Raw genomic sequence first — 23348 nt, 5'->3', positions numbered from 1 at the left:
AAGTAACTCTACAAAGTTTGGTTTTTCGTTGCGGAGCTTCTCATGGAGATTCTCCTTCGTCGAAATGACAATATTGAGTTAATTTAAGCTCTTGAAATGACAAATTAAAATCAATTTATTCGTTAAAGAAAACAACACTATGACAGGCTACAATTGCTGCAGTTTCAGTTCTTAAGCGAGTATTTCCTAACATTACAGGTTTAAAATTATTTTCTAGCGCCAAGGTAATTTCTTTTTCAGAAAAATCTCCTTCGGGACCAATTAAAATAGTAACATTTTCATTTGGTTTCAGGATTTCTTTCAATGATTTTTTATCGGTCTCCTCGCAATGCGCGATCAGATTCAATCCTTCCTTTTTTTGTTTTATGAATTCTTTAAAAGAAACAGCCGGATTTAATTTTGGCAAAAAAGTTTCATTAGATTGCTTCATCGCAGAGAGAATGATTTTTTCAAATCGCTCAGGATTAATGGCTTTTCTTTCAGAACGATCACAAAAAACGGGTGTGATTTCCTGAATTCCAATTTCGGTAGCCTTCTCCAGAAACCATTCATACCGGTCATTCATTTTTGTCGGTGCAACAGCCAGGTGCAAATGAAATTTTGGTGCAGCGGCTTTGGTAACATTAAGAACCTTAACAGTACATTTATTATCTGAAGCCAACGTTATTTCAGTTTCAAATAATAAACCTAACCCGTTTGTAACGTGCAGAATATCGGAATCTTTTTTTCTTAAAACTTTTATGATATGACGGCTTTCTTCTTTATCAAAAGAAAAACTTTCTGTCATTTCATTTATATCAGGATTGTAAAATAATTGCATAATTAAAATTGAATTCTTGCTTTAGAAACCACAGCAGCAGTTTCAAAATGTTTTGATAAATATTTCTGATATCCTACAATTCCAATCATCGCTGCATTGTCTGTAGTGTATTCAAATTTTGGAACAAAAGTTTTCCAGCCGTATTTGCCTTCACTTTCTTTCAATCGTGTTCTGATGCCAGAATTTGCAGAAACACCTCCGCCAATAGCGATTTGTTTTATTCCGGTTTCTTTTACGGCAAGTTTCAGTTTATCCATCAAAATTTCAATAATTGTGTACTGGATAGAAGCACAAATATCATTCAGGTTTTCTTCAATAAAATTTGGATTTTCCTGTTTTTTCTTTTGAATGAAATATAAAATGGCAGTTTTTAGTCCGGAAAAACTAAAATCTAATCCGGGAACTTTTGGTTTTGTAAAGGCAAAAGCCTTTGGGTTTCCTTCTTTGGCATATTTATCAATCAATGGCCCGCCCGGATAGGGAAGTCCAAGGATTTTGGCGCTTTTGTCAAAAGCCTCACCAACCGCGTCATCAGTAGTTTCGCCGATAATTTCCATGTCAAAAAAGCCATTTACTTTTACAATCTGTGTATGTCCTCCACTAATGGTCAAAGCCAAAAACGGAAATTCAGGTTTGTCAAACCCTTCTTCGTCTATAAAATGCGCCAAAATATGTGCATGCATATGATTCACAGCAATTAACGGAATTTTTAGGGCGAGAGATAATGATTTACTAAAAGAGCTTCCGACCAAAAGTGACCCCATTAAACCAGGTCCCTGCGTAAATGCAATGGCAGTTAATTGTTCTTTTTGTACATTTGCTTTACGAAGTGCAGCATCGATTACAGGGACTATATTTTGCTGATGCGCTCTTGAAGCCAATTCAGGAACGACACCGCCATATTGATTGTGAATTAACTGATTCGCTACAACATTTGAGAGTACTTTATCGTTATGTAAAACTGCAGCAGCAGTATCATCGCATGAACTTTCGATGGCAAGAATAAAAACCTCTGAATTTTGCATATAAAGGCACGATTTTGGATTATATTTGAAAAATCAAATTTCTAAAATTTTCTTTGATTGAAGTAAACGCCAAAATTAGAGAAATTTTATCAAAAACAGGCGTCTTCTGCCTGTTCAAAAATAAATTAAAAGAAAACTAAAATTAAAGAGCTATCAAAAAAGTAAAGAAAATAATATCACGAACCTTAATTGGGTTGATTTTACTTTTGCTGGCACTTGCTATCATTCTGTCTTTGCCTGTCGTGCAAAGCAAAATTGCTGATTATGTCACAGAATCTCTTAATACCGATTTTAAGACTAAAATAAGCGTAGACAGGGTGGCGATAAATATTTTTGGCGGTGTAAAACTAAAAAAAGTATTGATTTTAGACCATCATAATAAAACCATGATCTATTCAGATATCATTTCTACCGATATTCTGAGTGTAAAAAGATTGCTCGACGGTGATCTTATTTTTGGTGACCTTAGACTTACAGGACTGCTTTTTAACCTGAAAACCTATAAAAACGAAAACGAAAATAACATCAATAAATTTATTAGGCTGTTTGATTCGGATAAACCTTCAAAGACGAACCGTCATTTTTTGCTGACAGCCAAAAACGCCTATATTTCCCAAGGTGTTTTTTCTGTAATAGATGAGAATAAAAAGACCCCAAAACTTATTGATTTTAAAAAGCTTAATGCTTATATCAGTGATTTTAAACTGTACGGACCGGATGTGAATACCATTATCCACAGATTTTCATTTCAGGATCATCGTGGTTTGTATGTGTCTAATTTTGCGGGTAAATTCAGTTATACCAAAAAACAGATCAGAGTCGAAAATTTAGCCATAAAGACTAAAAGATCAACAATTTATGGTCAGGCTATATTAAATTATGATGTTGGTGATTTCCTGGCTTTTACCGATAAGGTAAAGTTTGATGTTGCTCTTGATTCTGCTTCAATCGCGACCAATGATCTCCGTTATTTTTACGACGGATTGGGCAAAAACCAGCACTTTAAAGTCAGATCAAAAATAAAAGGAACGCTTAATAATCTTAATTTGAGAAGATTGAGGCTTAGCGATACAAACGGCTCAAGAATTGTCGGAAATATAAATTTCAGAAACCTTTTGGGTAACAAGGACCAAAAATTTTCAATGGAAGGAAAATTTGATAGACTGGTCTCGAGTTATGATAATCTGGTCGTTTTACTGCCAGTTGTTTTAGGAAAAAAGCTTCCTGTAGAAATTAAGCGACTGGGTAAATTTAATATCGTAGGTAAGGCAAAGGTCTCGACCACAGACTTAGAGACAGATTTTAAAATGATTACCGATTTAGGAAATGGTCAGGTTGATCTCCATATGAATAATATGGATTTTATTGATAAGGCTTCTTATTCGGGAAATATTATTCTGGATAATTTCGACGTAGGCGCCCTGCTTCAAAGAAAAGATGTAGGAAGAACTACCTTAAACCTTGATGTTGACGGTGTTGGTTTTACACAAAAATACCTGAATACTATTGTAAAAGGAGATGTTTCTAAACTAGAATATAATAAATACACTTACAACAATATTGTAATAAACGGTAATTTTAAATTGCCATATTACAAGGGAGAAGTATCTGTTAACGACCCCAACCTGAATCTGACTTTTGATGGTCTTGTGGATTTGAGCACACGCGAAAACAAGTATGACTTTCATATCAATGTTGAAAATGCAGATTTGAAAAAACTAAAATTTGTCAATGATTCTATTTCACATTTTACAGGAGATGCAGTTGTAGAGGTGAGCGGAAACTCGATTGAAACTCTTCATGGAAATATTTACATTAAAGATGCAGCCTATCAAAACCCAAAAGCCACTTATGCTTTTGATGAATTGACAGTAAATTCGAGTTTTGATGAAAGCAGAATCCGTACAATAACAATCAATTCATCTGATGTTATAGACGGAAAGATTGTCGGTAAATTTCAGTTTAAGGAATTAGACAAACTGGTAATGAATTCTGTTGGAAGTCTTTATACCAATTATAAACCTTATAAAGTTAAAAAAGGCCAGTTCCTGCGTTTCAACCTGCATGTATATAATAAGGTGGTGGAAATGCTGTATCCTCAAATCCAAATCGATTCGTCGACAGTTTTACGCGGAAAAATAGATTCAGATTTGCAGGAATTCAAATTCAGGTTTCGATCTCAGAAAATTACGGCAGACAAAAATACATTTGATAATATCCGTATCAATATTGACAATAAAAACCCGCTTTATAATGCATATGTGGAATTGGATAGTATCAAAACACCCTATTATAAAGTACGTGATTTTAGTCTGATTAATGTAACCTCAAAAGATACTTTGTTTGTTCGTTCAGAATTTAAAGGAGGAAATCAGGGTGAAGATTATTACAACCTGAACCTTTATCACACAATTGATAAAAACAAAAATAATATTGTTGGTATTCATAAATCTGAGATGAAGTTTAAAGACTATCTATGGTATTTAAATGCTGGGGAAGAAAAAGATAATCAGATTATTTTTGATAAAAACTTTACGAATTTTACGATAGACAATATTGTTCTTTCGCATGAAGATCAGAAAATTGACTTAAATGGTATAATTAAAGGTACAGATTACAAAGATCTTGTTCTTAATTTTGAAGATGTTGATATCAATAAAATCACACCTTTAAATTCCAAATTTGTCTTTAATGGTAACCTGAACGGAAGTGTCAATTATAAGCAGAATAAAAATGTTTATCAGCCAACGGCCTCAATTGTAATTGATCACCTTAACTTAAATAAAACCGAACTTGGAACATTAAATTTTGATATTTCGGGAGATCAGAGTTTTAGAAAGTTTACTATAAATTCTTCTATCCAAAATGGTTTTACAGAATCGTTTAAAGCAGATGGAACTTTTGCAATAGAAAATAAAGAAACACTTCTGGATATAAATTTAAAACTCCAGGGATTTAATCTTGCGACTTTAGGAACTATAGGCGGAGATGTTTTATCTAATATACGCGGTTCGGTTTCAGGAAATGCAGCAGTGGTAGGAAATGTCAAGAAACCTGAAATCAACGGAAGATTGTATGTAGAAAAAGCGGGAATGACTGTTCCGTACCTAAATACAGATTATGAATTAAGTGACCGTACCGTTATCGATTTGACAGATGAGAAATTTCTATTCAGAAACAACCAGCTGACAGATACAAAATACGGAACTAAAGGTTTACTAAACGGAAGTATCGAACACCATAATTTTGGAGACTGGAAACTGGATCTGAATATTACATCAAAACGATTGCTGGCACTCGATACAAAAGACAGTGATGATGCGGCTTATTTTGGTACCGCTTTTATAAATGGTACGGCAAGTATTACCGGCCCGGTTTCGAGCTTATTTATTAAAGTAGATGCGAAATCTGAAAAAGGTACAGAAGTAAAAATCCCTATTAATAATGTACAGAGTGTAAATGAGAGTAGTTTTATTCATTTTATAACACCAAAAGAAAAGTTCAATTTAGCCAATGGTATTGTCGAAAAGACAAGGAATTATGGCGGTCTTGAGCTGGAGTTTGATTTTGATATCACACCCGATGCCGAAGTAGAAGTAATCCTGGACAGAAACTCAGGGCACGGTATGAAAGGAAAAGGATATGGTTCGTTATTATTTAAAATTAATACACTAGGTAAATTTAATATGTGGGGAGATTTCCAGGCATATGAAGGAACTTATAATTTTAAATATGGAGGTCTGATTGATAAGAAATTTGCAGTAAAAAAAGGAGGATCAATTATTTGGGAAGGAAACCCAATGAAAGCACAGCTAAACCTGGAAGCTGTTTATAAAACAACTGCAAATCCTGCCGTATTATTAGACAACACATCTTCATTTAATAAGAAAGTGCCGGTCGAAGTAGTAATTGGTTTAAGAGGAGATTTGGCTAGTCCGGAACCTAATTTTGATATTCAGTTCCCATCGGTAAGCAGCGTATTAAAGTCTGAAATACAATATAAACTGGATGATAAGGATATTCGCCAGACACAGGCATTATATTTACTGTCAACAGGCTCCTTTATGAGTACAGACGGATTTAGTCAGGGCGATTTTTCAGGAACGCTGTCTGAAACTGTTTCCAGTCTTTTTGGAGGTATTATCAAATCAGAAAATGATAAGGTCAATATTGATTTAAATTATATTTCTGCCGACAAACGATTAGGCCAGGAAGCAGATGGACAGTTTGTGGCAAACATAACCTCTCAGGTAAACGACAGGATTACTATTAATGGTAAGGTAGGTGTACCGGTAGGAGGTATAAACGAATCTGCAATCGTTGGTGATATTGAAATCCTGTACAGAGTTAACGAAGACGGATCTATGAACCTTCGTTTGTTTAATAAGGAAAATGATATCAACTATATAGGACAGGGAATTGGTTATACACAAGGAGTTGGTATTTCATATGAAGTAGATTTTGACACTTTTAGTGAATTAGTAAATAAGATATTCAAAAGTCATAAAATAGAAAGAGCCCTAAAAAACTCCTCTGATGATCTGCAGGATTCTAACTTAAATCCTGATTATATCAATTTTATGAATAAAAAGGAAACCGAAAAAAAACAAAAGAATCCGGAGAAAAAAGACGACAAGAAAGAAGATAAAAAACCTCAGTCAACTAATAATCAGGGTGTGATTCCTGATAATGACGATTTTTAAATTTTTGTTAAAATATTCTATTCGAAAACCATTATTAAGCATAATGGTTTTTTTATGCTTAATTTTAGCGTCCTGGACTTTTTTCAGGATTTTATGATACCGTAGATTTTTGTAACACTTCATGAATGTATTGTTAATTTTAAGGAATTAATTAAAATAAGTGCCTTTTATTATTTTTAATGAATTTTTTCATATCAAAAAACTTATTAACGAAAACGTTTGAATTTAACATATTTTATTAATTTATTATAATCATAACCCGAAAAGTGGTGAATGTTTGCTAATTTTACACTTTAATACTTAAATAATGCCAAAAACAATAAAAAAAGTTGGTGTTCTAACCTCAGGAGGTGACTCACCAGGAATGAATGCTGCAATAAGATCAGTTGTTCGAACATGTGCTTATCATAATATTGAATGCATAGGAATTTATAGAGGATACCAGGGAATGATCGAAGGAGACTTCAAGGAAATGGGACCACGAAGCGTAAATAATATTGTAAATAAAGGTGGAACGATCCTGAAATCAGCTCGTTCAGTTGATTTTAGATCTCCGGAAGGTAGAAAAAAAGCACACGAAAATCTTTTAAAAGCAGGTATTGATGCTCTTGTTGTGATTGGTGGAGACGGAAGTTTTACCGGAGGTTTGATTTTTAATTCAGAATATGATTTTCCTGTAATGGGAATTCCAGGAACAATTGATAATGATATTTATGGTACAAGTTTTACTTTAGGGTATGACACTGCTCTGAATACTGTTGTGGATTGTATTGATAAAATCAGAGATACCGCAAGTTCGCATAACCGTCTGTTTTTTGTAGAGGTTATGGGTAGAGATGCGGGACATATTGCTCTTAATGCCGGAATTGGTGCAGGTGCAGAAGAAATTCTTATTCCTGAAGAAGATTTGGGTTTAGACCGATTACTTGATTCTCTTCAAAAAAGTAAAGCTTCAGGAAAATCATCTAGTATAGTAGTTATTGCAGAAGGAGATAAAATTGGTAAAAATGTATTCGAACTAAAAGATTATGTTGAAGCTAATTTACCTGAGTATGACGTAAGGGTTTCTGTACTGGGACACATGCAGCGTGGTGGTTCTCCATCTTGTTTTGATCGTGTTTTGGCAAGCCGTCTGGGTGTAAAAGCTGTTGAATCTTTAATTGAAGGAAAGTCAAATTATATGGTTGGTCTTCAGGCTGATAAAATAATTTTAACGCCATTGGAACAAGCAATTAAAGGAAAATCTGAGATTGACAGAGAACTCTTGAGAGTTTCTGATATCATGTCAACATAAAATATAAAAGTTTAAAGAGAAGAAAGTTTATTGTGAGGAAATTAGACTTTTTAATAGTGTAATAAAAACAAAAGCAAAAATCAAGTAAAATGTCAAAAGTAAAATTAGGAATAAACGGATTTGGACGTATCGGAAGAATCGTTTTTAGAGAGTCTTTCAATAGAGATAATGTAGAAGTTGTTGCAATCAATGACTTATTAGATGTAGATCACTTAGCTTATTTATTAAAATATGATTCAGTTCACGGTCGTTTCAACGGAACTGTAGAAGTTAAAGAAGGAAAACTTTACGTAAACGGAAGAAATATCCGTATTACTGCAGAAAGAAATCCAGCTGATTTAAAATGGAACGAAGTTGATGTTGATGTTGTTGCAGAATGTACTGGTATCTTCACAACTATCGAAACTGCAAACGAGCACATTAAAGGTGGTGCAAAAAAAGTAATCATTTCAGCTCCGTCTGCAGATGCACCAATGTTTGTAATGGGAGTAAACCACGAAACTGCAAAAGCTACAGACTTAGTTGTTTCTAATGCGTCTTGTACTACAAACTGTTTAGCTCCTTTAGCTAAAGTAATTAATGATAATTTCGGAATCGTTGAAGGTTTAATGACTACTGTTCACGCAACTACTTCAACTCAAATGACAGCTGACGGACCTTCAAGAAAAGACTGGAGAGGCGGACGTGCAGCTGCAATCAATATCATTCCTTCTTCAACAGGTGCTGCAAAAGCGGTTGGAAAAGTTATCCCGGCTTTGAATGGAAAATTGACAGGAATGTCTTTCCGTGTTCCTACTGCTGACGTTTCTGTAGTTGATTTAACTGTAAAAGTGGCTAAAGAAACTACTTATGAAGAAATTATGGCTGTTTTGAAAAAATCTTCTGAAACTGATTTAAAAGGTATCTTAGGATTTACTGAAGACGCTGTTGTATCTCAGGATTTTATCTCAGACAAAAGAACTTCTATCATTGATTCTACTGCTGGAATTGGATTAAATTCAACTTTCTTCAAATTGGTATCTTGGTACGATAATGAGTACGGATACTCTAGCAAATTAATTGATTTATCTGTACATATTGCAGGTTTAAAATAATAATACATATTTTTGCAAAATCCCGTTATCTCCAAATAACGGGATTTTCTTATTTTGTTATGTCTTTAATTAATGTAAAAAACACACTTATTTGAAGCAAAACTAATCCAAAAACTAAAAGAAATGAAATTAATTGTTGATAGTGGATCTACTAAAGCCGATTGGATTGCAATAGATGATAATGGAAAAGTATTATTCACCACACAAACTTTAGGATTAAATCCTGAAATTCTGGACGGACCTGAAATCGTAACAAGATTAAATGACCGTTTTGATATCTTACAAAATAAAAAAAATGCAACACATTTGTTCTTCTACGGGGCAGGTTGTGGAACTGAAAGAATGCAAAAGGCATTGACAGAAATATTCAGAGAATATTTTACAAATGCAATTGTAGAAGTTCACGAAGATACTTATGCAGCAGTTTATGCAACTACTCCAAAAGGAGAAGAAGCCATCGTTAGTATCTTAGGAACTGGTTCGAACTGTAGTTATTTTGATGGTAAAGTATTGCATCAAAAAGTACAGTCATTAGGATATATAGCTATGGATGACTGTAGCGGAAATGTTTTCGGAAAAGAATTAATCAGAAAATATTATTTCAATAAAATGCCAAAAGATTTGGCTGCAGAATTTGAAAAAGAATATAATCTTGATGCCGATTTTATCAAAAACAAATTATACAAAGAACCAAACCCAAATGCTTATTTAGCAACTTTTGCTAAGTTTCTGATCAAACATAAAGATTCTGAATTTTGCAGAAAAATCATCTTCAAAGGGATGAAGTCTTTTGTGAAAAATTATATTAAACAATTTGATAATTGTAAAGAAGTTCCAGTACATTTTGTTGGTTCAATCGCTTTTTATTTAAAAGATGAATTGCAGGAAACATTCGATAAATATGAACTGAAGCTGGGAAATGTTCTAAGAAGACCTATCGACGGATTAATTGCCTATCACGTTGCTAACCAATAGTTCTGGTTTTATGGAAATTGCGATTATCGCACATGACGGTAAGAAAGCCGATTTAATTGATTTTTTAATTAAAAATGAAGCTATTTTGCACAATGAAAAAATCAGATTAATTGGTACAGGAACAACTGGAGGAAAAGCCGAAGCTGCTGGTTTTAAAACCCAAAGAATGCTTTCGGGGCCTTTAGGCGGTGATGCCCAAATTGCAGGAAGAGTTGCAGAAGGAATAACAAAAATGGTATTCTTTTTTAAAGACCCTCTTTCAAGTCATCCTCATGAAGCAGATATTAATATGCTGATTCGTGTATGTGATGTGCATAATGTGCCGCTGGCGACTAATGAAGCAACGGCACAATTATTATTGGATGCTATTGCACTGCAATTATAGAAATCTCAACATTTACATTTTTTGGCAAACAAGCCACCTGAACCGTTTCACGAGCTGGAGCGGTTTTTTCGTTAAAATAAGATCCGTAGATCGCATTTATTGCACCAAAGTTATTCATGTCCATGATGAAGATTGTTGCTTTTACAACATTCTCAAAAGTCATGTCAGCAGCTTCTAGTATAGCTGCAATATTTTGCATAACCTGCGTTGTTTCATCATTGATGTTATTAGTAACCAACTCTCCCGAAGCCGGATTAATAGCAATCTGCCCGGAAGCATATAATGTATTTCCTGATAATACCGCCTGGTTATAAGGTCCGATAGGAGCTGGTGCTTTTTCGGTAAAGATTATTTTTTTCATAGTAGTAAAATTTAATATGCTAAATAACGATTTGTAAACCATTAAATATAATAATGGTTCAAAAGATTTTGTTCCCTAAAATACGATTTTTTATCGATTAGAAGTGCTTCGTTTATTCCATTTGATGTCACTAAGAACACCAGATTTGATTCCAATGAAGAAATTCCAGTTAGAGTTAGTTCCAAGCGGACTCCAGTTAAAAGCCATTCTCCAGCTTAATAAATCTCTTTCAAAACGAAATTGTGTAAACGTAACTCCTTTTTGCACGAAGTCATAACCTGTAGAAACTCCGCCTTTCCATTTTGGGGTTATGTCCATGTTGGCAGAAATCATAATTGAGTTTCCGGTAATTTTACTTTCCCGGTTTACATTCGAATAAGTTAATGAATACGCCATAGTCATGTCCCACGGAATTTTAGAATTAAAAAATTCAGTTATTACATTTTCCTCATCATCATTACCGTCATTTGCAAACTGACTGTTTCTGGTATCATTTAAGTCGGTATTTGTACCAAATAAATCATCCTTTCGGCCTCCATTCCGTTCACTCTGCTTATTTTCTTCTTTTCCGCCCTTATTAGAGAACGAATAGTTCATGGTAACATTCGCACTGGTCATTCTAAATAAACTTCCCCCATTATCGATATTATAGGTGTTTATTCTCACCCCCGAATTATCAATAGCATAAGGGTCAAGTGTTGCACCAAAATTGACATTCATTTTGTTGTCAAAAAATTGAGTTCCACCACTTACAAGTAAAGGCTGCCATGCTAAAGTTTCTTTTCCGTTAGCATTAAAATTATAGCTGGTGCTAAAATTTAAATTGTTAAGCAGCATAATCTTTTTAGGTTCTGTTTTTGTGCTGTCAATATCCCTTACCTTGGCTTCAAAAGTATTACTTAAGGCGAAACCTACGATGTTTGAATTGTCTTTACTAGGAACCCCGTAAACACCATTTTCAAATCGGGTATATTGCGTTGTGATTCTGCCAGAAGCATCAACAGCATAATTGTCATAATATTTTTCAAAACTTGGTGTGTAAGCATACGTAACAGAAGGTCTCATCACGTGACGAATCGACTGGATTCTTTTGTCCTCACCAAAATTGAAAGTTCCGTAAATAGTAGTCCCTAAATTCGAGCTGAAATTATAAGTTCTAAAAGCATCAAATCCGTTGATTGTTTTATCTACAACCTTGCTTTGTTCTAAATCGTAAGTTCTGTCGATAGTTTTGGTAACCCAGGTTTCCTGGTAATTGGTAGAAGCTCCGGCACTAAAATATTTAAAGATTTTAAAGTTTGTACTAATCGGAATACTGTGCTGCATGCCAATTTGAGCATCTCTAAACATTTGTGGCTTAAAAAACAAAGAATCTGTAGTAACAATGTTGTTCTTACCACTTAAGTTATATTGCAGGTTTATATTTTTAATTAAACCTTTTTTTACACCATTTTTACCAACAAACGGATATACACGATCAATACTTGCCTGCAAAGTAGGTAATGTCATATTAATTACTTCAGTTTGTGTGTTTTGTGAATGCGTGGCTGTCAACGAAAGTCGCGCCTGTGGTATCGTATTGAATGTTTTGTTGTAAGATATCGATGAACTTAAGGTATTATTCAGGTTTGATCCTACGTTTGCCTGGTTTATAGATTGCTTAAAATATTTACTACTACCTAAATTGACAGAAGCAGAAAAAGTCGAATTAGGGTTCGATTTTGTGTCTTTTGAATGCGACCACTGAATATTGTAAATGTTTTGTTTAGAATAATCAGGATACCCTCTTTCACTGCTTATCAGGTTTTCATAACGGATATTAACATTCCCTCTGTATTTGTATCTTTTTGCATAGGCAGATTCAAATCGCAGGGCATAACTTCCGTTTGTATAATAATCTCCGAGAACGGTTAAGTCATAATTATCACTTAGGGCAAAATAATATCCCATATTCTGAAGTGAAAATCCACGGGTATTCGAATCGTTGTAACTTGGGATAATAATTCCCGAAACGCTTTTTTCCTGACTCATTGGGAAATAGGCAAAAGGCAGGGCCAGGGGAGTAGGAACATCGGCAATAACCATATTTGTCAGACCGGTTATAACTTTTTTTCCTGGAATAAATTTCACCTTATTAGTCTGGAAATAGTATTCAGGATTATCAATATCTTTTGAAGTTGTAAAACGTGCCCCTTTCAAAAAGTAAACAGAATCATTTTCCTTTTTGGTTACAGCAGCTTTTATTTTAAATTCTCCCTGTTCTGTTCTTGAATTGTATATTAAAGCCTTTTTAGTCTTAAAATTAAATCGAATAGAGTCCGGCTGTACTTCACTTGCACCTTGTTTAAAATTTGGATATTGTACCAGAACCCCCGCAGAATCTTTGATTCTTCCTGCGTAAACTTCATCTTTTTCATAATCAAGTACGATAATACCCGATTTTAATTCTACATCTTTATAATAAAGTTCGGCTTCATTATAAAGAGTGATTGTTTTCTTTTTCTGGTCAATTTTAGCATAATCCTTGGCAACATACTTTACTTTTCCGTCAAGAAAAGTTTTTTTAGGCCTTACGGTATCTAGTTTTATTGTATCTTTTGGAGTGATTTCAGGTTTTTCTTCCTGTTTTGTGGTTTTATCTGTTTGTTTACCAGTTGGTAACGAAGTTTTTTTTGGTTTTATCTCCTGCGAATATAGATTACCACATCCTATTGTTAGGAAAAATGATATTAAAACGATATTAAATAAGTTTGTGTGCAACGGTTTAAATGCTATTTTTGTAAAAGTATGGCTTGTTTTTTGACGTGTCAAACTTACATATAATTTTTTGTCAAAAATAGACAATTATAAAAATTATAGCAGTTGTGTTTTATTAAAATTAACTTTTAGATTTATGAATATATTTAACAAAACTAGACTAATATTTAGTTTTTTTCTAATGATAACCTCTTTTTATTCTTACAGCCAGTCCAATGTCTTTAAGGTAACACTTGACGCCGGACATGGAGATCATGACTTTGGAGCCGTATATAGCGGAAGGATAGAAAAAAATATTGCGCTGGCAATTGTGTTAAAAGTAGGGAAGATATTGGAACTTAATCCAAATGTTGATGTTATTTATACCCGTAAAACAGATGTTTTTATAGATCTTGTCGAAAGAGCCAATATTGCCAACAGGGCAAATTCTAATATTTTTGTTTCTATACATTGCAATGCAAACAAAAATACCGCAGCAGACGGAACAGAAACGTATGTAATGGGTTTAAGTAAAGTGGCATCAAATCTTGAAGCAGCTAAGAAAGAAAACTCGGTTATTACCTTAGAAAAAGATTACAAACGCAAATATGAAGGGTATGACCCAAATTCTCCCGAATCAATGATCGGACTGACGTTAATGCAGGAGGAGTATATGGACAACAGTATTTCGCTGGCAAGTAAAATTGAAGATAATTTTGACAAACTTGGAAAAAAGCTTCGTCAGGGTGGCGTAAAACAAGCGCCATTTATGGTACTTCATAAAGCATATATGCCAAGAGTTTTGGTAGAAACAGGATTTGTATCTAATCCAACAGAAGGAAATATTCTTAATTCTGAAGAAGGACAAAATGATATCGCCAGAGCTATTGCCGAAGCAATCTTAAGTTATAAAAGAGAATATTTTGGTTCTGGAACGCCGGAAGTATCAGAAGCAAAACCGGTAAAAGATACCACACCGGCAAAAAAAGTAACAGAGACTTCGGTTGCTAAAAACACACCAAAAGGAACTATTTTTAAAGTACAGCTTATTGCCAGCATTAAGAAAACACCATTGGAACCTAAAAATTTCAAAGGACTTAAAAATGTCACTATGTTATTTGAAAACAATATTTATAAGTACTTCTATGAAGAAACTTCAAGCTACGATGCAGCTCAGAAATATTTGAAAGAGGCTAAAGGTAAAGGATATGGAGCAGCCTTTTTGATAGCATACAAGGACGGAGAAAAAATCAGTATTCAGGACGCAATTAAATAATAGTCACAAGTTCGAATATTTATATTAATTTTGTACAAACACTTAGAATTTTGAAACTAACAAGAGAAATTAAAACGGCTATTTTAGTCATCGCGTCAATTTTACTATTTATTTGGGGCTACAGTTTTTTAAAGGGTAGAGACCTTTTTACAAATTACAAAACCTTATATGTTGAATATGATAATGTTGAGGAATTATCAGCTTCTGCACCAGTTACCTTAAACGGACTTATAATTGGTAAAGTAAATAAAATTACAATTAATGAAACTACTGGTAAATTATTGGTAGAACTTCAGTTAAAGACAGACTTTCCTATTTCTAAAACCAGTAAAGCGTCTTTATATGCTCCAAGTTTAATTGGAGGAAAGCAAATTAAAATTATACCTAATCTTGAAGATAAAGTACTGGCAGAAGATGGTGAAACATTAGGAGCGACTGTAGAATTAGGACTTACAGAATCTTTAGGAGGAAAAATCCAGCCCATTGAGCAAAAATTAAACCTGATGCTGGCCAATATTAATACATTGGTAACAGGATTGAATAATGTTCTGGATAAAAAAGGTCAGGAAGATATTAAAAAGAGTTTGGCAGAGTTAAGCCAGACCATGGAGCAATTTCACAGAGCTTCGGGAACTCTTAACTCGATTTTAGATGGCAATAAAGCACAAATTAATGGTGTTGTTACCAACTTTAATAAAATGTCAAATAACTTTACTAAAATTTCAGATTCCTTAAACAAAGCTGATCTTGGTAAAACAGTAAGAAACCTAAACCAGACTTTAGCTAAAGTAGATGGTATAATGAGTAACTTAAACTCAGGAAAAGGTACTGCCGGTAAATTGTTAAATGACGATGCCTTATACAACAATCTGTCTAAGACATCAAAAGAGTTAGAATTATTATTACAAGACGTTCGACTTTATCCAACACGTTATGTAAATGTTTCTCTTTTTGGAAAGAAAAACAAACCATACGTTGCTCCTAAAGAAGACGCAAATTCAACTAAAAAATAATTAGTATGAGTTATTTAGATAATATTTTGTTTGCTATACTTCTTATAGTAGGTTTCGGTTTTTTTGCAGCGAGCGTAAAAAAAATCATCCGAAACATTAATTTGGGAGTTGATGTAGATCGAAAAGATAATCCGAAAGCTCGTTGGATGAATATGGCTATGATTGCACTTGGGCAGTCAAAAATGGTAAAAAGACCTGTAGCAGGAGTGCTGCATATCTTTGTTTACGTAGGTTTTATAATAATCAATATAGAATTACTGGAAATCATCATTGATGGATTGTTTGGTACACACAGAATCTTTGCCCCTTATTTGGGAGTTGTTTATGATGTTCTGATAGCTTCTTTTGAAATATTAGCGATACTTGTTATCGTGGCTGTGGTCACTTTCTGGATTAGAAGAAATATAATAAGGCTGAAACGTTTTATTCATTCTGATTTAAAAGGATTTCCTAAAAGTGATGCGAATTATATTTTATACTTCGAAACAGTTTTAATGATTTTGTTTCTATTGATGAATGCCTCAGATTTTCATTTACAAAATGTTCCTGGAGGATTTTCACATTTTCATAAAGCAGGAAGTTACCCTGTAAGTCAGTTTATAGCACCAATTTTTAATGGAGTTTCTAATGAATTGGTTGCATTATTATATGAAGTTTTTTGGTGGCTGCATATTACAGGTATTTTGATTTTTATGAATTATTTATATTTTTCAAAACATCTTCACATACTATTGGCTTTTCCAAATACTTATTTTGCGAATTTAAACCCGCAGGGAAAGTTTAATAATCTGGAGTCAGTTACAAATGAGGTGAAATTAATGATGGACCCAAATGCTGATCCATTTGCAGCAGCACCGCCAGCTGATGAAAATGCGGCTCCGGCTAAATTTGGAGCCAGTGATGTTCAGGATTTAAACTGGGTACAATTACTAAACGCTTATACCTGTACAGAATGCGGGCGTTGTACATCTGCATGTCCTGCCAATCAAACAGGCAAAAAGTTATCTCCCCGCAAAATCATGATGGATACAAGAGATCGCTTACAGGAAGTTGGAAAAAATATTGATGCTAATAAAGGCGTTTTTGTTCCTGATAATAAAACATTATTAAACGATTACATTACTCCTGAAGAACTATGGGCGTGTACTTCTTGCAATGCATGTGTAGAAGAATGTCCGGTAAATATCAGTCCGTTGTCTATTATCATGGATATGCGACGTTATTTGGTGATGGAGCAAAGTGCTGCTCCAATGTCATTGAATGCAATGATGACCAATATCGAAAATAATGGAGCGCCTTGGCAGTACAGTCAGCAAGACAGGGCGAATTGGAAAAACGAGAATTAATAACATTCTCAACAATAAATAGAATTCAGATTTCAGATTAAAACATGAAACTTTGAACTTTAAACTTTAAACAAAAGAGAGAAAATGTCAGAAAGTTTAGTAGTGCCAACAATGGCAGAAATGCTAGCCGAAGGAAAACAGCCGGAAGTGTTGTTTTGGGTAGGTTGTGCAGGAAGTTTTGATGATAGAGCAAAAAAAATTACAAAAGCTTTTGTGCGTATATTAAATCGTACAAATGTTTCTTTTGCAGTTCTTGGTACAGAAGAGAGTTGTACAGGTGATCCTGCAAAACGCGCCGGAAATGAATTTTTATTCCAGATGCAGGCCATGATGAATATTGAGGTTTTGAATGCTTATGAAGCAAAGAAAATCGTTACAGCTTGTCCTCACTGTTTTAATACTTTAAAAAATGAGTATCCTGAATTAGGTGGGAAATATGAGGTGATTCATCATACCGAATTCTTAAAGTCATTAATTGACGAAGGAAGATTAACGGTAGAAGGCGGTCAGTTTAAAGGGAAAAAAATCACTTTTCACGACCCTTGTTATTTAGGAAGAGCAAATAAAGTATATGAAGCACCAAGAGATTTAATTCAGAAACTAGATGTTGAATTAGTCGAAATGAAACGTTCTAAAGCAAATGGTTTATGCTGTGGAGCTGGTGGAGCACAAATGTTTAAAGATGCTGAACCAGGAAACAAAGAAGTAAATGTTTTGCGTACTGAAGATGCTCTTGAAGTACAGCCGGACATTATCGCTGCAGGCTGCCCTTTCTGTAATACTATGTTAACTGATGGTATCAAACATAAGGAGAAAGAAGGACAAGTTAAAGTAATGGATATTGCGGAGTTAATCGCGAACGCACAAGATTTGTGATTTTAGGTTCTGAGATGCTAAGGCGCTAAGGTTCTAAGTTTTCAAACCTGAAACCTGAAACCTGAAATTTGAAACAAAAAAAACTAAAAGAAAAATTAAAAATGTATATACCTTTTGAAAATTTACCTGGTGAATCCAGAATATGGATTTATCAATCGAACAGAAAATTTTCTGAGGAAGAATTTTCTGAAATTGAGTCTGATCTAAAGTCTTTTGTTGAAGGCTGGGCAGCACACGGAACAAGCTTAGAGGCTTCTTTTGAATTGAAATACAACAGATTTATTATTTTGGCTGTAAATCAGGACGTACAGGCTGCAACCGGATGTTCTATTGATAGTTCGGTTGAATTTATTCAGGGTTTAGAGAAAAAATATAACGTTGATTTACTAGATAAAATGAACGTTACTTTTAAATTGGGAGAACATATTGCCCACAAACCTTTGATTGATTTTAAAAAAATGGTTAAGGATAAAGCTGTTACGGCAAATACTATTGTTTTTAATAATCTTGTTAATAATATTGAAGAATATAACGAATCCTGGGAAGTTCCTGCCGGAGACAGCTGGCACAGTAGGTTTTTCTAGAAGTTTTTTATAATATATTAAAAGGCATAAAATTTAGGTTTTATGCCTTTTTTTTGTAAAAATAGTTATTTTAATTTCAGGCTTTTGCCAACGATTGTCGTCCTGACGTAGGAAGGATCACACTATAGCTCGACAAAGATTGGTGATTTTCTGTGCGGAGTTTCTTGTTTGATCCTTCCTTTGTCAGGATGACAAGATTGGGGAACTTTCATTTTTATGAAAACAAAAACCTCTAATCTAGCCCCGATGGGAGAGGTATCCTTTTTCTGGCTTCTTTAGACAGAAAAAGATATAGCGGACAGCGGGAATGGAAGTTCTTTTGATCAGGAATGTTCTGCTTCTGGAATAAATCATTAACTGTAATAAATCTAATTTTGTCAAAAATCTAACAATTTAATATCTCGATTAAAGGTGATTTTTGAGTACTTTCGTAGTTTATTAAATTTAATACATGAAAATAGCAATAGTTTGTTATCCGACTTTTGGCGGTAGTGGGGTAGTTGCCACTGAGTTAGGTCTTGAATTAGCCAGACGCGGACACGAAATACACTTTATAACTTATAGTCAGCCAGTAAGGCTGGCACTTTTGAATCCTAACGTGCATTACCACGAAGTAAACGTTCCTGAATATCCACTTTTTCATTATCAGCCTTATGAATTGGCTCTTTCGAGCAAATTGGTTGATATGGTAAAATTATATAAAATTGAGGTTCTTCATGTGCATTATGCCATTCCGCATGCTTATGCTGGCTATATGGCGAAGCAAATGCTGAAAAATGAAGGGATTAATCTGCCAATGATTACGACGCTTCACGGAACTGATATTACACTGGTTGGGAATCATCCTTTTTATAAACCGGCAGTAACTTTTAGTATTAATAAATCAGATTATGTGACTTCTGTTTCTCAGAGTCTGAAAGATGATACTTTGAAATTATTCAAAATCAAGAATAAAATTAAGGTAATTCCGAATTTTATTGAATTGGATAAAGTCAAGAAAGATCCTCTGGCTCCGTGTCATCGTTATGTAATGGCAAAGGAAAATGAACGCATTATTACGCATATCAGTAACTTTAGAAAAGTAAAACGTATCCCGGATATTATTAAGATTTTCTATAATATCCAGAAAGAAGTTCCGGCTAAGTTAATGATGGTTGGAGATGGCCCGGAAAAAGAAAAAGCCGAAATGCTTTGTCAGGAATTAGGTATTCTGGATAAGGTGATTTTCTTTGGGAACAGCCACGAGATCGACAAGATATTGTGTATGACAGATTTATTTCTGCTTCCTTCAGAAACGGAGAGTTTTGGTTTGGCGGCACTAGAAGCTATGGCTTGTGGAGTTCCGGTAATTTCAAGTAATTCAGGAGGATTGCCTGAAGTAAATTTTGATGGTTTTTCAGGCTATTTGAGTGATGTCGGAAACGTAGAGGAAATGGCTGAAAATGCTTTGAAGATTTTAAAAGATGATGCTGTTTTAAGTCAGTTTAAAGCAAACGCATTAGAGGTTGCAAGAAAATTTGATATTAAAAATATTCTTCCAAAATACGAAGCTTTGTATAAAAAAGCAATCGATGATTATAAATATGAAAAACTCTAATCTTTAAAAAGACATCAATGAAAAAAGTAATTTCTGTTTTAACTGTTTTTATTCTGATTTCGTGCGGAAGTACAAAAACATCCGATCCAAAAGCGCTGTATGAGGTTTTAACTGAGCAGTCTGACGGAGGAGGAAATATTAAATTCTTTGAAATCCTGACTGAGCCAAATGAAATTAAAATGCTTGAAAACGATCCGCTTTTAAAAGACAAAATGAAACAGGATGATATTAATAACTCTAATTATGTTATTCTGAACATGGGAGAAAAAAACACAGGTGGTTATTCTATAGGAGTTGAAAAGGTAGAAGAAACCGATAAGAACATCATTATTACAGTAAAAGAAAAGAGCCCGGCTCCGGATGCAATGACGATGCAGGTGATAACTTACCCGTATACTGTGGTAAAAGTACGCTCAAAGAAAGAAATTATTATTAAATAGCATAAAAAAAACCTGTCGTATCAAGCGACAGGTTTCTTCTTACAATTATTTTTTAGGTTTTTATTTTAGAATCTGAATTTAACTCCTAAACCGACGTCAAATCCAAAATTGTCATCATCATAGTAGCCAGAACCAATTTCAGGTCTTGCATCTAATGATAGCGTAATAGGCACTTCTTTAAATCTATATTCTATACCGATATCTCCTGCAGCAAAAACATATGTTCCGCTATCACTATATCTGTCATTGTTGTAATGATAATTATAATCCCAGGCGGCTAAACCTCCACCGACACCAGCGTACCAGTTAAAGCCTCCATCGATATTCCAAACCCATTGGTAAAGAGCCACCCCTTTAATGGCATCTACATCATGGTTGTTTCTCCATCCTAAATCAAATTCAAGTCTGTTTTTTTGATTTAATCCTAGTTGATATGATACTTCACCTCCAAATCCGTTGTTGTCTCCTAAACGTAATCCTAAAGCGTGTTTAGAAATTTCTTGTGATTGTGCCGTAAAAGCTAAACCTAATAGCATAATGGCAGACAAAATAATTTTTTTCATAAATGTGGTCTTAATTTTTTTCAAATGTATTGTTACAGTTTCAGAGAGAACGTATAATATTTTTAAAAATTGTTATATAATTCACATTTATTATTGGGTTGATTTTAGCCAAACCTTGTCCTTGTTGGTTTCAGGGTTGTTTATGAGCCTAAACTATTTTAGAATTATTGAAGTTAACATTTGAGAAGTCAGAATATCTTCCATTTCAAAAAGATTTTCCTCGTCTATAAAATTTGCAGCTTTATAGGAGAACAATTTCCAGCGTTTTTTATGATATTCCAGTGCTGTTAAATTTTCGACCCAGTCTCCTGAGTTTAAATATAAAGTAGAACCGTGTTTGTTTTCTTTTGTCAATATTTTAGGTTCATGAATATGTCCGCAAATAACATAATCATATTTTTTTTCAATTGCCAAATCGGTAGCAGTAGTTTCAAAATCAGAAATAAATTTCACTGCTTTTTTTACACTGGCTTTTATTTTTTTAGAAAAAGAATAAGGTTCACGCCCCAGTTTTGCTAAAAACCAATTGGCAAAACGATTAATAAGGATTAAATAATCATAACCTAATCCGCCTAGTTTTGCAATCCATTTTGAGTGCTGTACAGAAGCATCAAAAACATCTCCGTGAAAAATCCAGGCCTTTTTATCGTCTAAATCCAGAACCAATTTATCGACCAACGAAAAATTACCCATATTCATGTCGGTAAATTTTCGAAGAATTTCATCGTGATTTCCAGTGATATAATACACTTTTGTTCCTTTAGAAGCCATTCCTATAACTCGCTGAATAACTCGTAGATGTGCTTTTGGGAAATATGATTTTCTAAATTGCCATGCATCAATAATATCACCATTTAAGACTAATATTTTTGGTTTTATACTTGACAGATAGTTATTTAATTCTTTGGCGTGGCTGCCGTATGTTCCTAAATGGACATCTGAAATAATGACCAATTCGACATTTCTTTTTTTCAATTTTTCCTGATTTGAAGTTTAACAAATAAATGAAACTTAAACGTATTTTATTTTATGAAAAGGTTATCAAAATGCGGTCAATTTTAATAAATTGTGATTTTTATTCAATTTAATCTTTACTTAATATTACCAATTTTAAATTTTTTAATTTAATTCATAAAACTTACATTTGCTCAAAACTAATTACAATGGCAGGAAATAGCTACGGCACCCTATATAAAGTAACAACATTTGGAGAATCCCATGGAGAAGCTTTGGGGGGAATTATAGACGGTTGTCCATCAGGAATTGAACTTGATCTGGAAGCAATTGAATTTGAAATGTCCCGCAGAAAGCCAGGACAGTCCGCAATCGTAACCCAAAGAAAAGAACCCGATGCAGTTCAGTTTTTATCAGGGATTTTTGAGGGAAAAACTACAGGAACCCCAATTGGCTTTATTATTCCGAATACCAATCAAAAATCAGACGATTACTCTCATATAAAAGATAACTACAGACCAAGTCATGCTGATTATGTATATGATCAGAAATATGGTTTTCGTGATTATCGCGGTGGCGGAAGAAGCTCTGCACGTGAAACAGCAAGCCGGGTAGTGGCAGGTGCGATAGCAAAACAAATGCTGCCGGAAATTAAAATTAATGCTTATGTCTCGTCTGTTGGGCCGATTCATTTAGATACGCCATATCAGGATTTAGACTTTTCTAAAATAGAAAGCAACCCTGTTCGTTGTCCCGATGAAAAATCGGCAGCGATTATGGAAGAATATATTCGTGATATACGAAAACAAGGAGATACTGTGGGGGGGATTGTATCTTGCGTAATTCAGAATGTTCCCGTTGGATTAGGTGAACCTGTTTTTGACAAATTACACGCAGAGTTAGGAAAGGCGATGCTGTCTATAAATGCTGTAAAAGGTTTTGAATACGGAAGCGGTTTCTCAGGTTCTGAAATGAAAGGAAGTGAGCATAACGATTTGTATAACCCGGACGGAACGACAAAAACAAATCTTTCTGGAGGGATTCAGGGAGGAATAAGTAACGGGATGGATATTTATTTTAAAGTGGCTTTTAAGCCTGTGGCAACAATTATGCAGACACAGGATTCATTGGATAATAAAGGAAATATTACACCAATGACAGGAAAAGGACGTCATGATCCGTGTGTAGTACCTCGCGCAGTACCAATTGTTGAGGCAATGGCTGCGATTGTTTTGGCTGATTTTTATCTGATCAACAAAACATATTAATAAAAATTAAGGCAGTGAGGGTCTTAATATTTTAATTA

The 23348-nt window shown here is 34.1% G+C and carries 19 protein-coding genes; 13 read left to right on the top strand and 6 right to left on the bottom strand.

Translation table 11 applies throughout. The features are described 5' to 3' along the window. Positions 1-115: 115 nt before the first annotated feature. Complete coding sequence (locus JOD96_RS18565; RefSeq protein WP_209565721.1) at positions 116-820, bottom strand: 16S rRNA (uracil(1498)-N(3))-methyltransferase; 705 nt, start codon at positions 818-820, stop codon at positions 116-118. 2 nt (positions 821-822) lie between these two features. Next, positions 823-1845 carry a tRNA (adenosine(37)-N6)-threonylcarbamoyltransferase complex transferase subunit TsaD gene (gene tsaD / locus JOD96_RS18560; protein WP_209565720.1) on the bottom strand — a complete coding sequence of 341 codons (1023 nt, stop codon included), beginning with the start codon at positions 1843-1845 and terminating at the stop codon, positions 823-825. 194 nt (positions 1846-2039) lie between these two features. On the opposite strand from tsaD, the gene JOD96_RS18555 reads away from it, so the two are divergent. The 5 genes from JOD96_RS18555 (at position 2040) to JOD96_RS18535 (ending at position 10296) form a co-directional block, all read left to right on the top strand. After that, on the top strand, positions 2040-6548 hold the full coding sequence (locus JOD96_RS18555; RefSeq protein WP_245188449.1) for a translocation/assembly module TamB domain-containing protein: 4509 nt from the start codon (positions 2040-2042) through the stop codon (positions 6546-6548). 307 nt (positions 6549-6855) lie between these two features. Further along, positions 6856-7842, top strand: a complete 987-nt coding sequence (gene pfkA / locus JOD96_RS18550) for a 6-phosphofructokinase (protein ID WP_209565719.1) — start codon at positions 6856-6858, stop codon at positions 7840-7842. Positions 7843-7931: 89 nt separating this feature from the next. Next, a complete protein-coding gene (gene gap, locus JOD96_RS18545) occupies positions 7932-8936 on the top strand; it encodes a type I glyceraldehyde-3-phosphate dehydrogenase (protein ID WP_209565718.1) in 1005 nt (334 codons plus the stop codon). Between the two features lie 123 nt (positions 8937-9059). After that, positions 9060-9911: an N-acetylglucosamine kinase gene (locus tag JOD96_RS18540; protein ID WP_209565717.1), complete on the top strand. Its 852-nt coding sequence runs from the start codon at positions 9060-9062 to the stop codon at positions 9909-9911. A 10-nt stretch (positions 9912-9921) separates the two neighbouring features. After that, positions 9922-10296, top strand: a complete 375-nt coding sequence (locus JOD96_RS18535) for a methylglyoxal synthase (protein WP_209565716.1) — start codon at positions 9922-9924, stop codon at positions 10294-10296. On the opposite strand, the gene JOD96_RS18530 is transcribed toward JOD96_RS18535, so the two are convergent. Together JOD96_RS18530 and JOD96_RS18525 are read right to left on the bottom strand one after the other, a co-directional pair. After that, positions 10277-10657: a RidA family protein gene (locus JOD96_RS18530; protein ID WP_209565715.1), complete on the bottom strand. Its 381-nt coding sequence runs from the start codon at positions 10655-10657 to the stop codon at positions 10277-10279. The two genes, JOD96_RS18535 and JOD96_RS18530, sit on opposite strands and share 20 nt — an antisense overlap. A gap of 90 nt (positions 10658-10747) precedes the next feature. Continuing rightward, positions 10748-13468, bottom strand: a complete 2721-nt coding sequence (locus tag JOD96_RS18525) for a putative LPS assembly protein LptD (protein WP_209565714.1) — start codon at positions 13466-13468, stop codon at positions 10748-10750. A gap of 82 nt (positions 13469-13550) precedes the next feature. Between JOD96_RS18525 and JOD96_RS18520 the strand changes: the two genes are divergently transcribed. From JOD96_RS18520 to JOD96_RS18490, 7 genes are all read left to right on the top strand, one after another. Further along, on the top strand, positions 13551-14669 hold the full coding sequence (locus JOD96_RS18520) for an N-acetylmuramoyl-L-alanine amidase (protein ID WP_209565713.1): 1119 nt from the start codon (positions 13551-13553) through the stop codon (positions 14667-14669). A 50-nt stretch (positions 14670-14719) separates the two neighbouring features. Continuing rightward, a complete protein-coding gene (locus JOD96_RS18515) occupies positions 14720-15682 on the top strand; it encodes an MlaD family protein (RefSeq protein WP_209565712.1) in 963 nt (320 codons plus the stop codon). 5 nt (positions 15683-15687) lie between these two features. Beyond that, positions 15688-17028 carry a (Fe-S)-binding protein gene (locus JOD96_RS18510; protein WP_209565711.1) on the top strand — a complete coding sequence of 447 codons (1341 nt, stop codon included), beginning with the start codon at positions 15688-15690 and terminating at the stop codon, positions 17026-17028. Positions 17029-17112: 84 nt separating this feature from the next. Beyond that, complete coding sequence (locus tag JOD96_RS18505) at positions 17113-17904, top strand: (Fe-S)-binding protein (protein ID WP_209565710.1); 792 nt, start codon at positions 17113-17115, stop codon at positions 17902-17904. A 101-nt stretch (positions 17905-18005) separates the two neighbouring features. Continuing rightward, positions 18006-18488, top strand: coding sequence for an ABC transporter ATPase (locus JOD96_RS18500; RefSeq protein ID WP_209565709.1), 483 nt, complete (start codon positions 18006-18008; stop codon positions 18486-18488). A 451-nt stretch (positions 18489-18939) separates the two neighbouring features. After that, positions 18940-20085, top strand: a complete 1146-nt coding sequence (gene bshA, locus JOD96_RS18495; RefSeq protein ID WP_209565708.1) for an N-acetyl-alpha-D-glucosaminyl L-malate synthase BshA — start codon at positions 18940-18942, stop codon at positions 20083-20085. Between the two features lie 17 nt (positions 20086-20102). Next, the gene (locus JOD96_RS18490; protein ID WP_209565707.1) at positions 20103-20525 is read left to right on the top strand and encodes a protease complex subunit PrcB family protein; all 423 of its coding nucleotides are present in this window, start codon (positions 20103-20105) and stop codon (positions 20523-20525) included. Between the two features lie 65 nt (positions 20526-20590). Here the strand turns inward: JOD96_RS18490 and JOD96_RS18485 are convergent, their stop codons facing one another. Both JOD96_RS18485 and JOD96_RS18480 read right to left on the bottom strand, forming a co-directional pair. Next, a complete protein-coding gene (locus tag JOD96_RS18485; protein ID WP_209565706.1) occupies positions 20591-21088 on the bottom strand; it encodes a hypothetical protein in 498 nt (165 codons plus the stop codon). A 153-nt stretch (positions 21089-21241) separates the two neighbouring features. Continuing rightward, the gene (locus JOD96_RS18480) at positions 21242-22063 is read right to left on the bottom strand and encodes a UDP-2,3-diacylglucosamine diphosphatase (RefSeq protein WP_209565705.1); all 822 of its coding nucleotides are present in this window, start codon (positions 22061-22063) and stop codon (positions 21242-21244) included. 188 nt (positions 22064-22251) lie between these two features. On the opposite strand from JOD96_RS18480, the gene aroC reads away from it, so the two are divergent. Beyond that, complete coding sequence (gene aroC, locus JOD96_RS18475) at positions 22252-23310, top strand: chorismate synthase (protein ID WP_116753512.1); 1059 nt, start codon at positions 22252-22254, stop codon at positions 23308-23310. The last annotated feature ends 38 nt before the right edge of the window (positions 23311-23348 follow it).

Source organism: Flavobacterium sp. 1355, from assembly GCF_017833415.1.
Lineage (GTDB): Bacteria > Bacteroidota > Bacteroidia > Flavobacteriales > Flavobacteriaceae > Flavobacterium.
This window is presented reverse-complemented; position numbering and strand designations above follow the sequence as displayed.

Excerpts from the sequence above, each read along its gene's own strand:
- gap (WP_209565718.1), top strand. The coding sequence starts at position 7,932 with ATGTCAAAAGTAAAATTAGGAATAAACGGATTTGGACGTATCGGAAGA.
- tsaD (WP_209565720.1), bottom strand. The coding sequence starts at position 1,845 with ATGCAAAATTCAGAGGTTTTTATTCTTGCCATCGAAAGTTCATGCGAT.
- aroC (WP_116753512.1), top strand. The coding sequence starts at position 22,252 with ATGGCAGGAAATAGCTACGGCACCCTATATAAAGTAACAACATTTGGA.
- JOD96_RS18505 (WP_209565710.1), top strand. The coding sequence starts at position 17,113 with ATGTCAGAAAGTTTAGTAGTGCCAACAATGGCAGAAATGCTAGCCGAA.
- pfkA (WP_209565719.1), top strand. The coding sequence starts at position 6,856 with ATGCCAAAAACAATAAAAAAAGTTGGTGTTCTAACCTCAGGAGGTGAC.
- JOD96_RS18535 (WP_209565716.1), top strand. The coding sequence starts at position 9,922 with ATGGAAATTGCGATTATCGCACATGACGGTAAGAAAGCCGATTTAATT.
- JOD96_RS18490 (WP_209565707.1), top strand. The coding sequence starts at position 20,103 with ATGAAAAAAGTAATTTCTGTTTTAACTGTTTTTATTCTGATTTCGTGC.
- JOD96_RS18500 (WP_209565709.1), top strand. The coding sequence starts at position 18,006 with ATGTATATACCTTTTGAAAATTTACCTGGTGAATCCAGAATATGGATT.
- bshA (WP_209565708.1), top strand. The coding sequence starts at position 18,940 with ATGAAAATAGCAATAGTTTGTTATCCGACTTTTGGCGGTAGTGGGGTA.
- JOD96_RS18520 (WP_209565713.1), top strand. The coding sequence starts at position 13,551 with ATGAATATATTTAACAAAACTAGACTAATATTTAGTTTTTTTCTAATG.
- JOD96_RS18530 (WP_209565715.1), bottom strand. The coding sequence starts at position 10,657 with ATGAAAAAAATAATCTTTACCGAAAAAGCACCAGCTCCTATCGGACCT.
- JOD96_RS18540 (WP_209565717.1), top strand. The coding sequence starts at position 9,060 with ATGAAATTAATTGTTGATAGTGGATCTACTAAAGCCGATTGGATTGCA.
- JOD96_RS18565 (WP_209565721.1), bottom strand. The coding sequence starts at position 820 with ATGCAATTATTTTACAATCCTGATATAAATGAAATGACAGAAAGTTTT.
- JOD96_RS18485 (WP_209565706.1), bottom strand. The coding sequence starts at position 21,088 with ATGAAAAAAATTATTTTGTCTGCCATTATGCTATTAGGTTTAGCTTTT.
- JOD96_RS18510 (WP_209565711.1), top strand. The coding sequence starts at position 15,688 with ATGAGTTATTTAGATAATATTTTGTTTGCTATACTTCTTATAGTAGGT.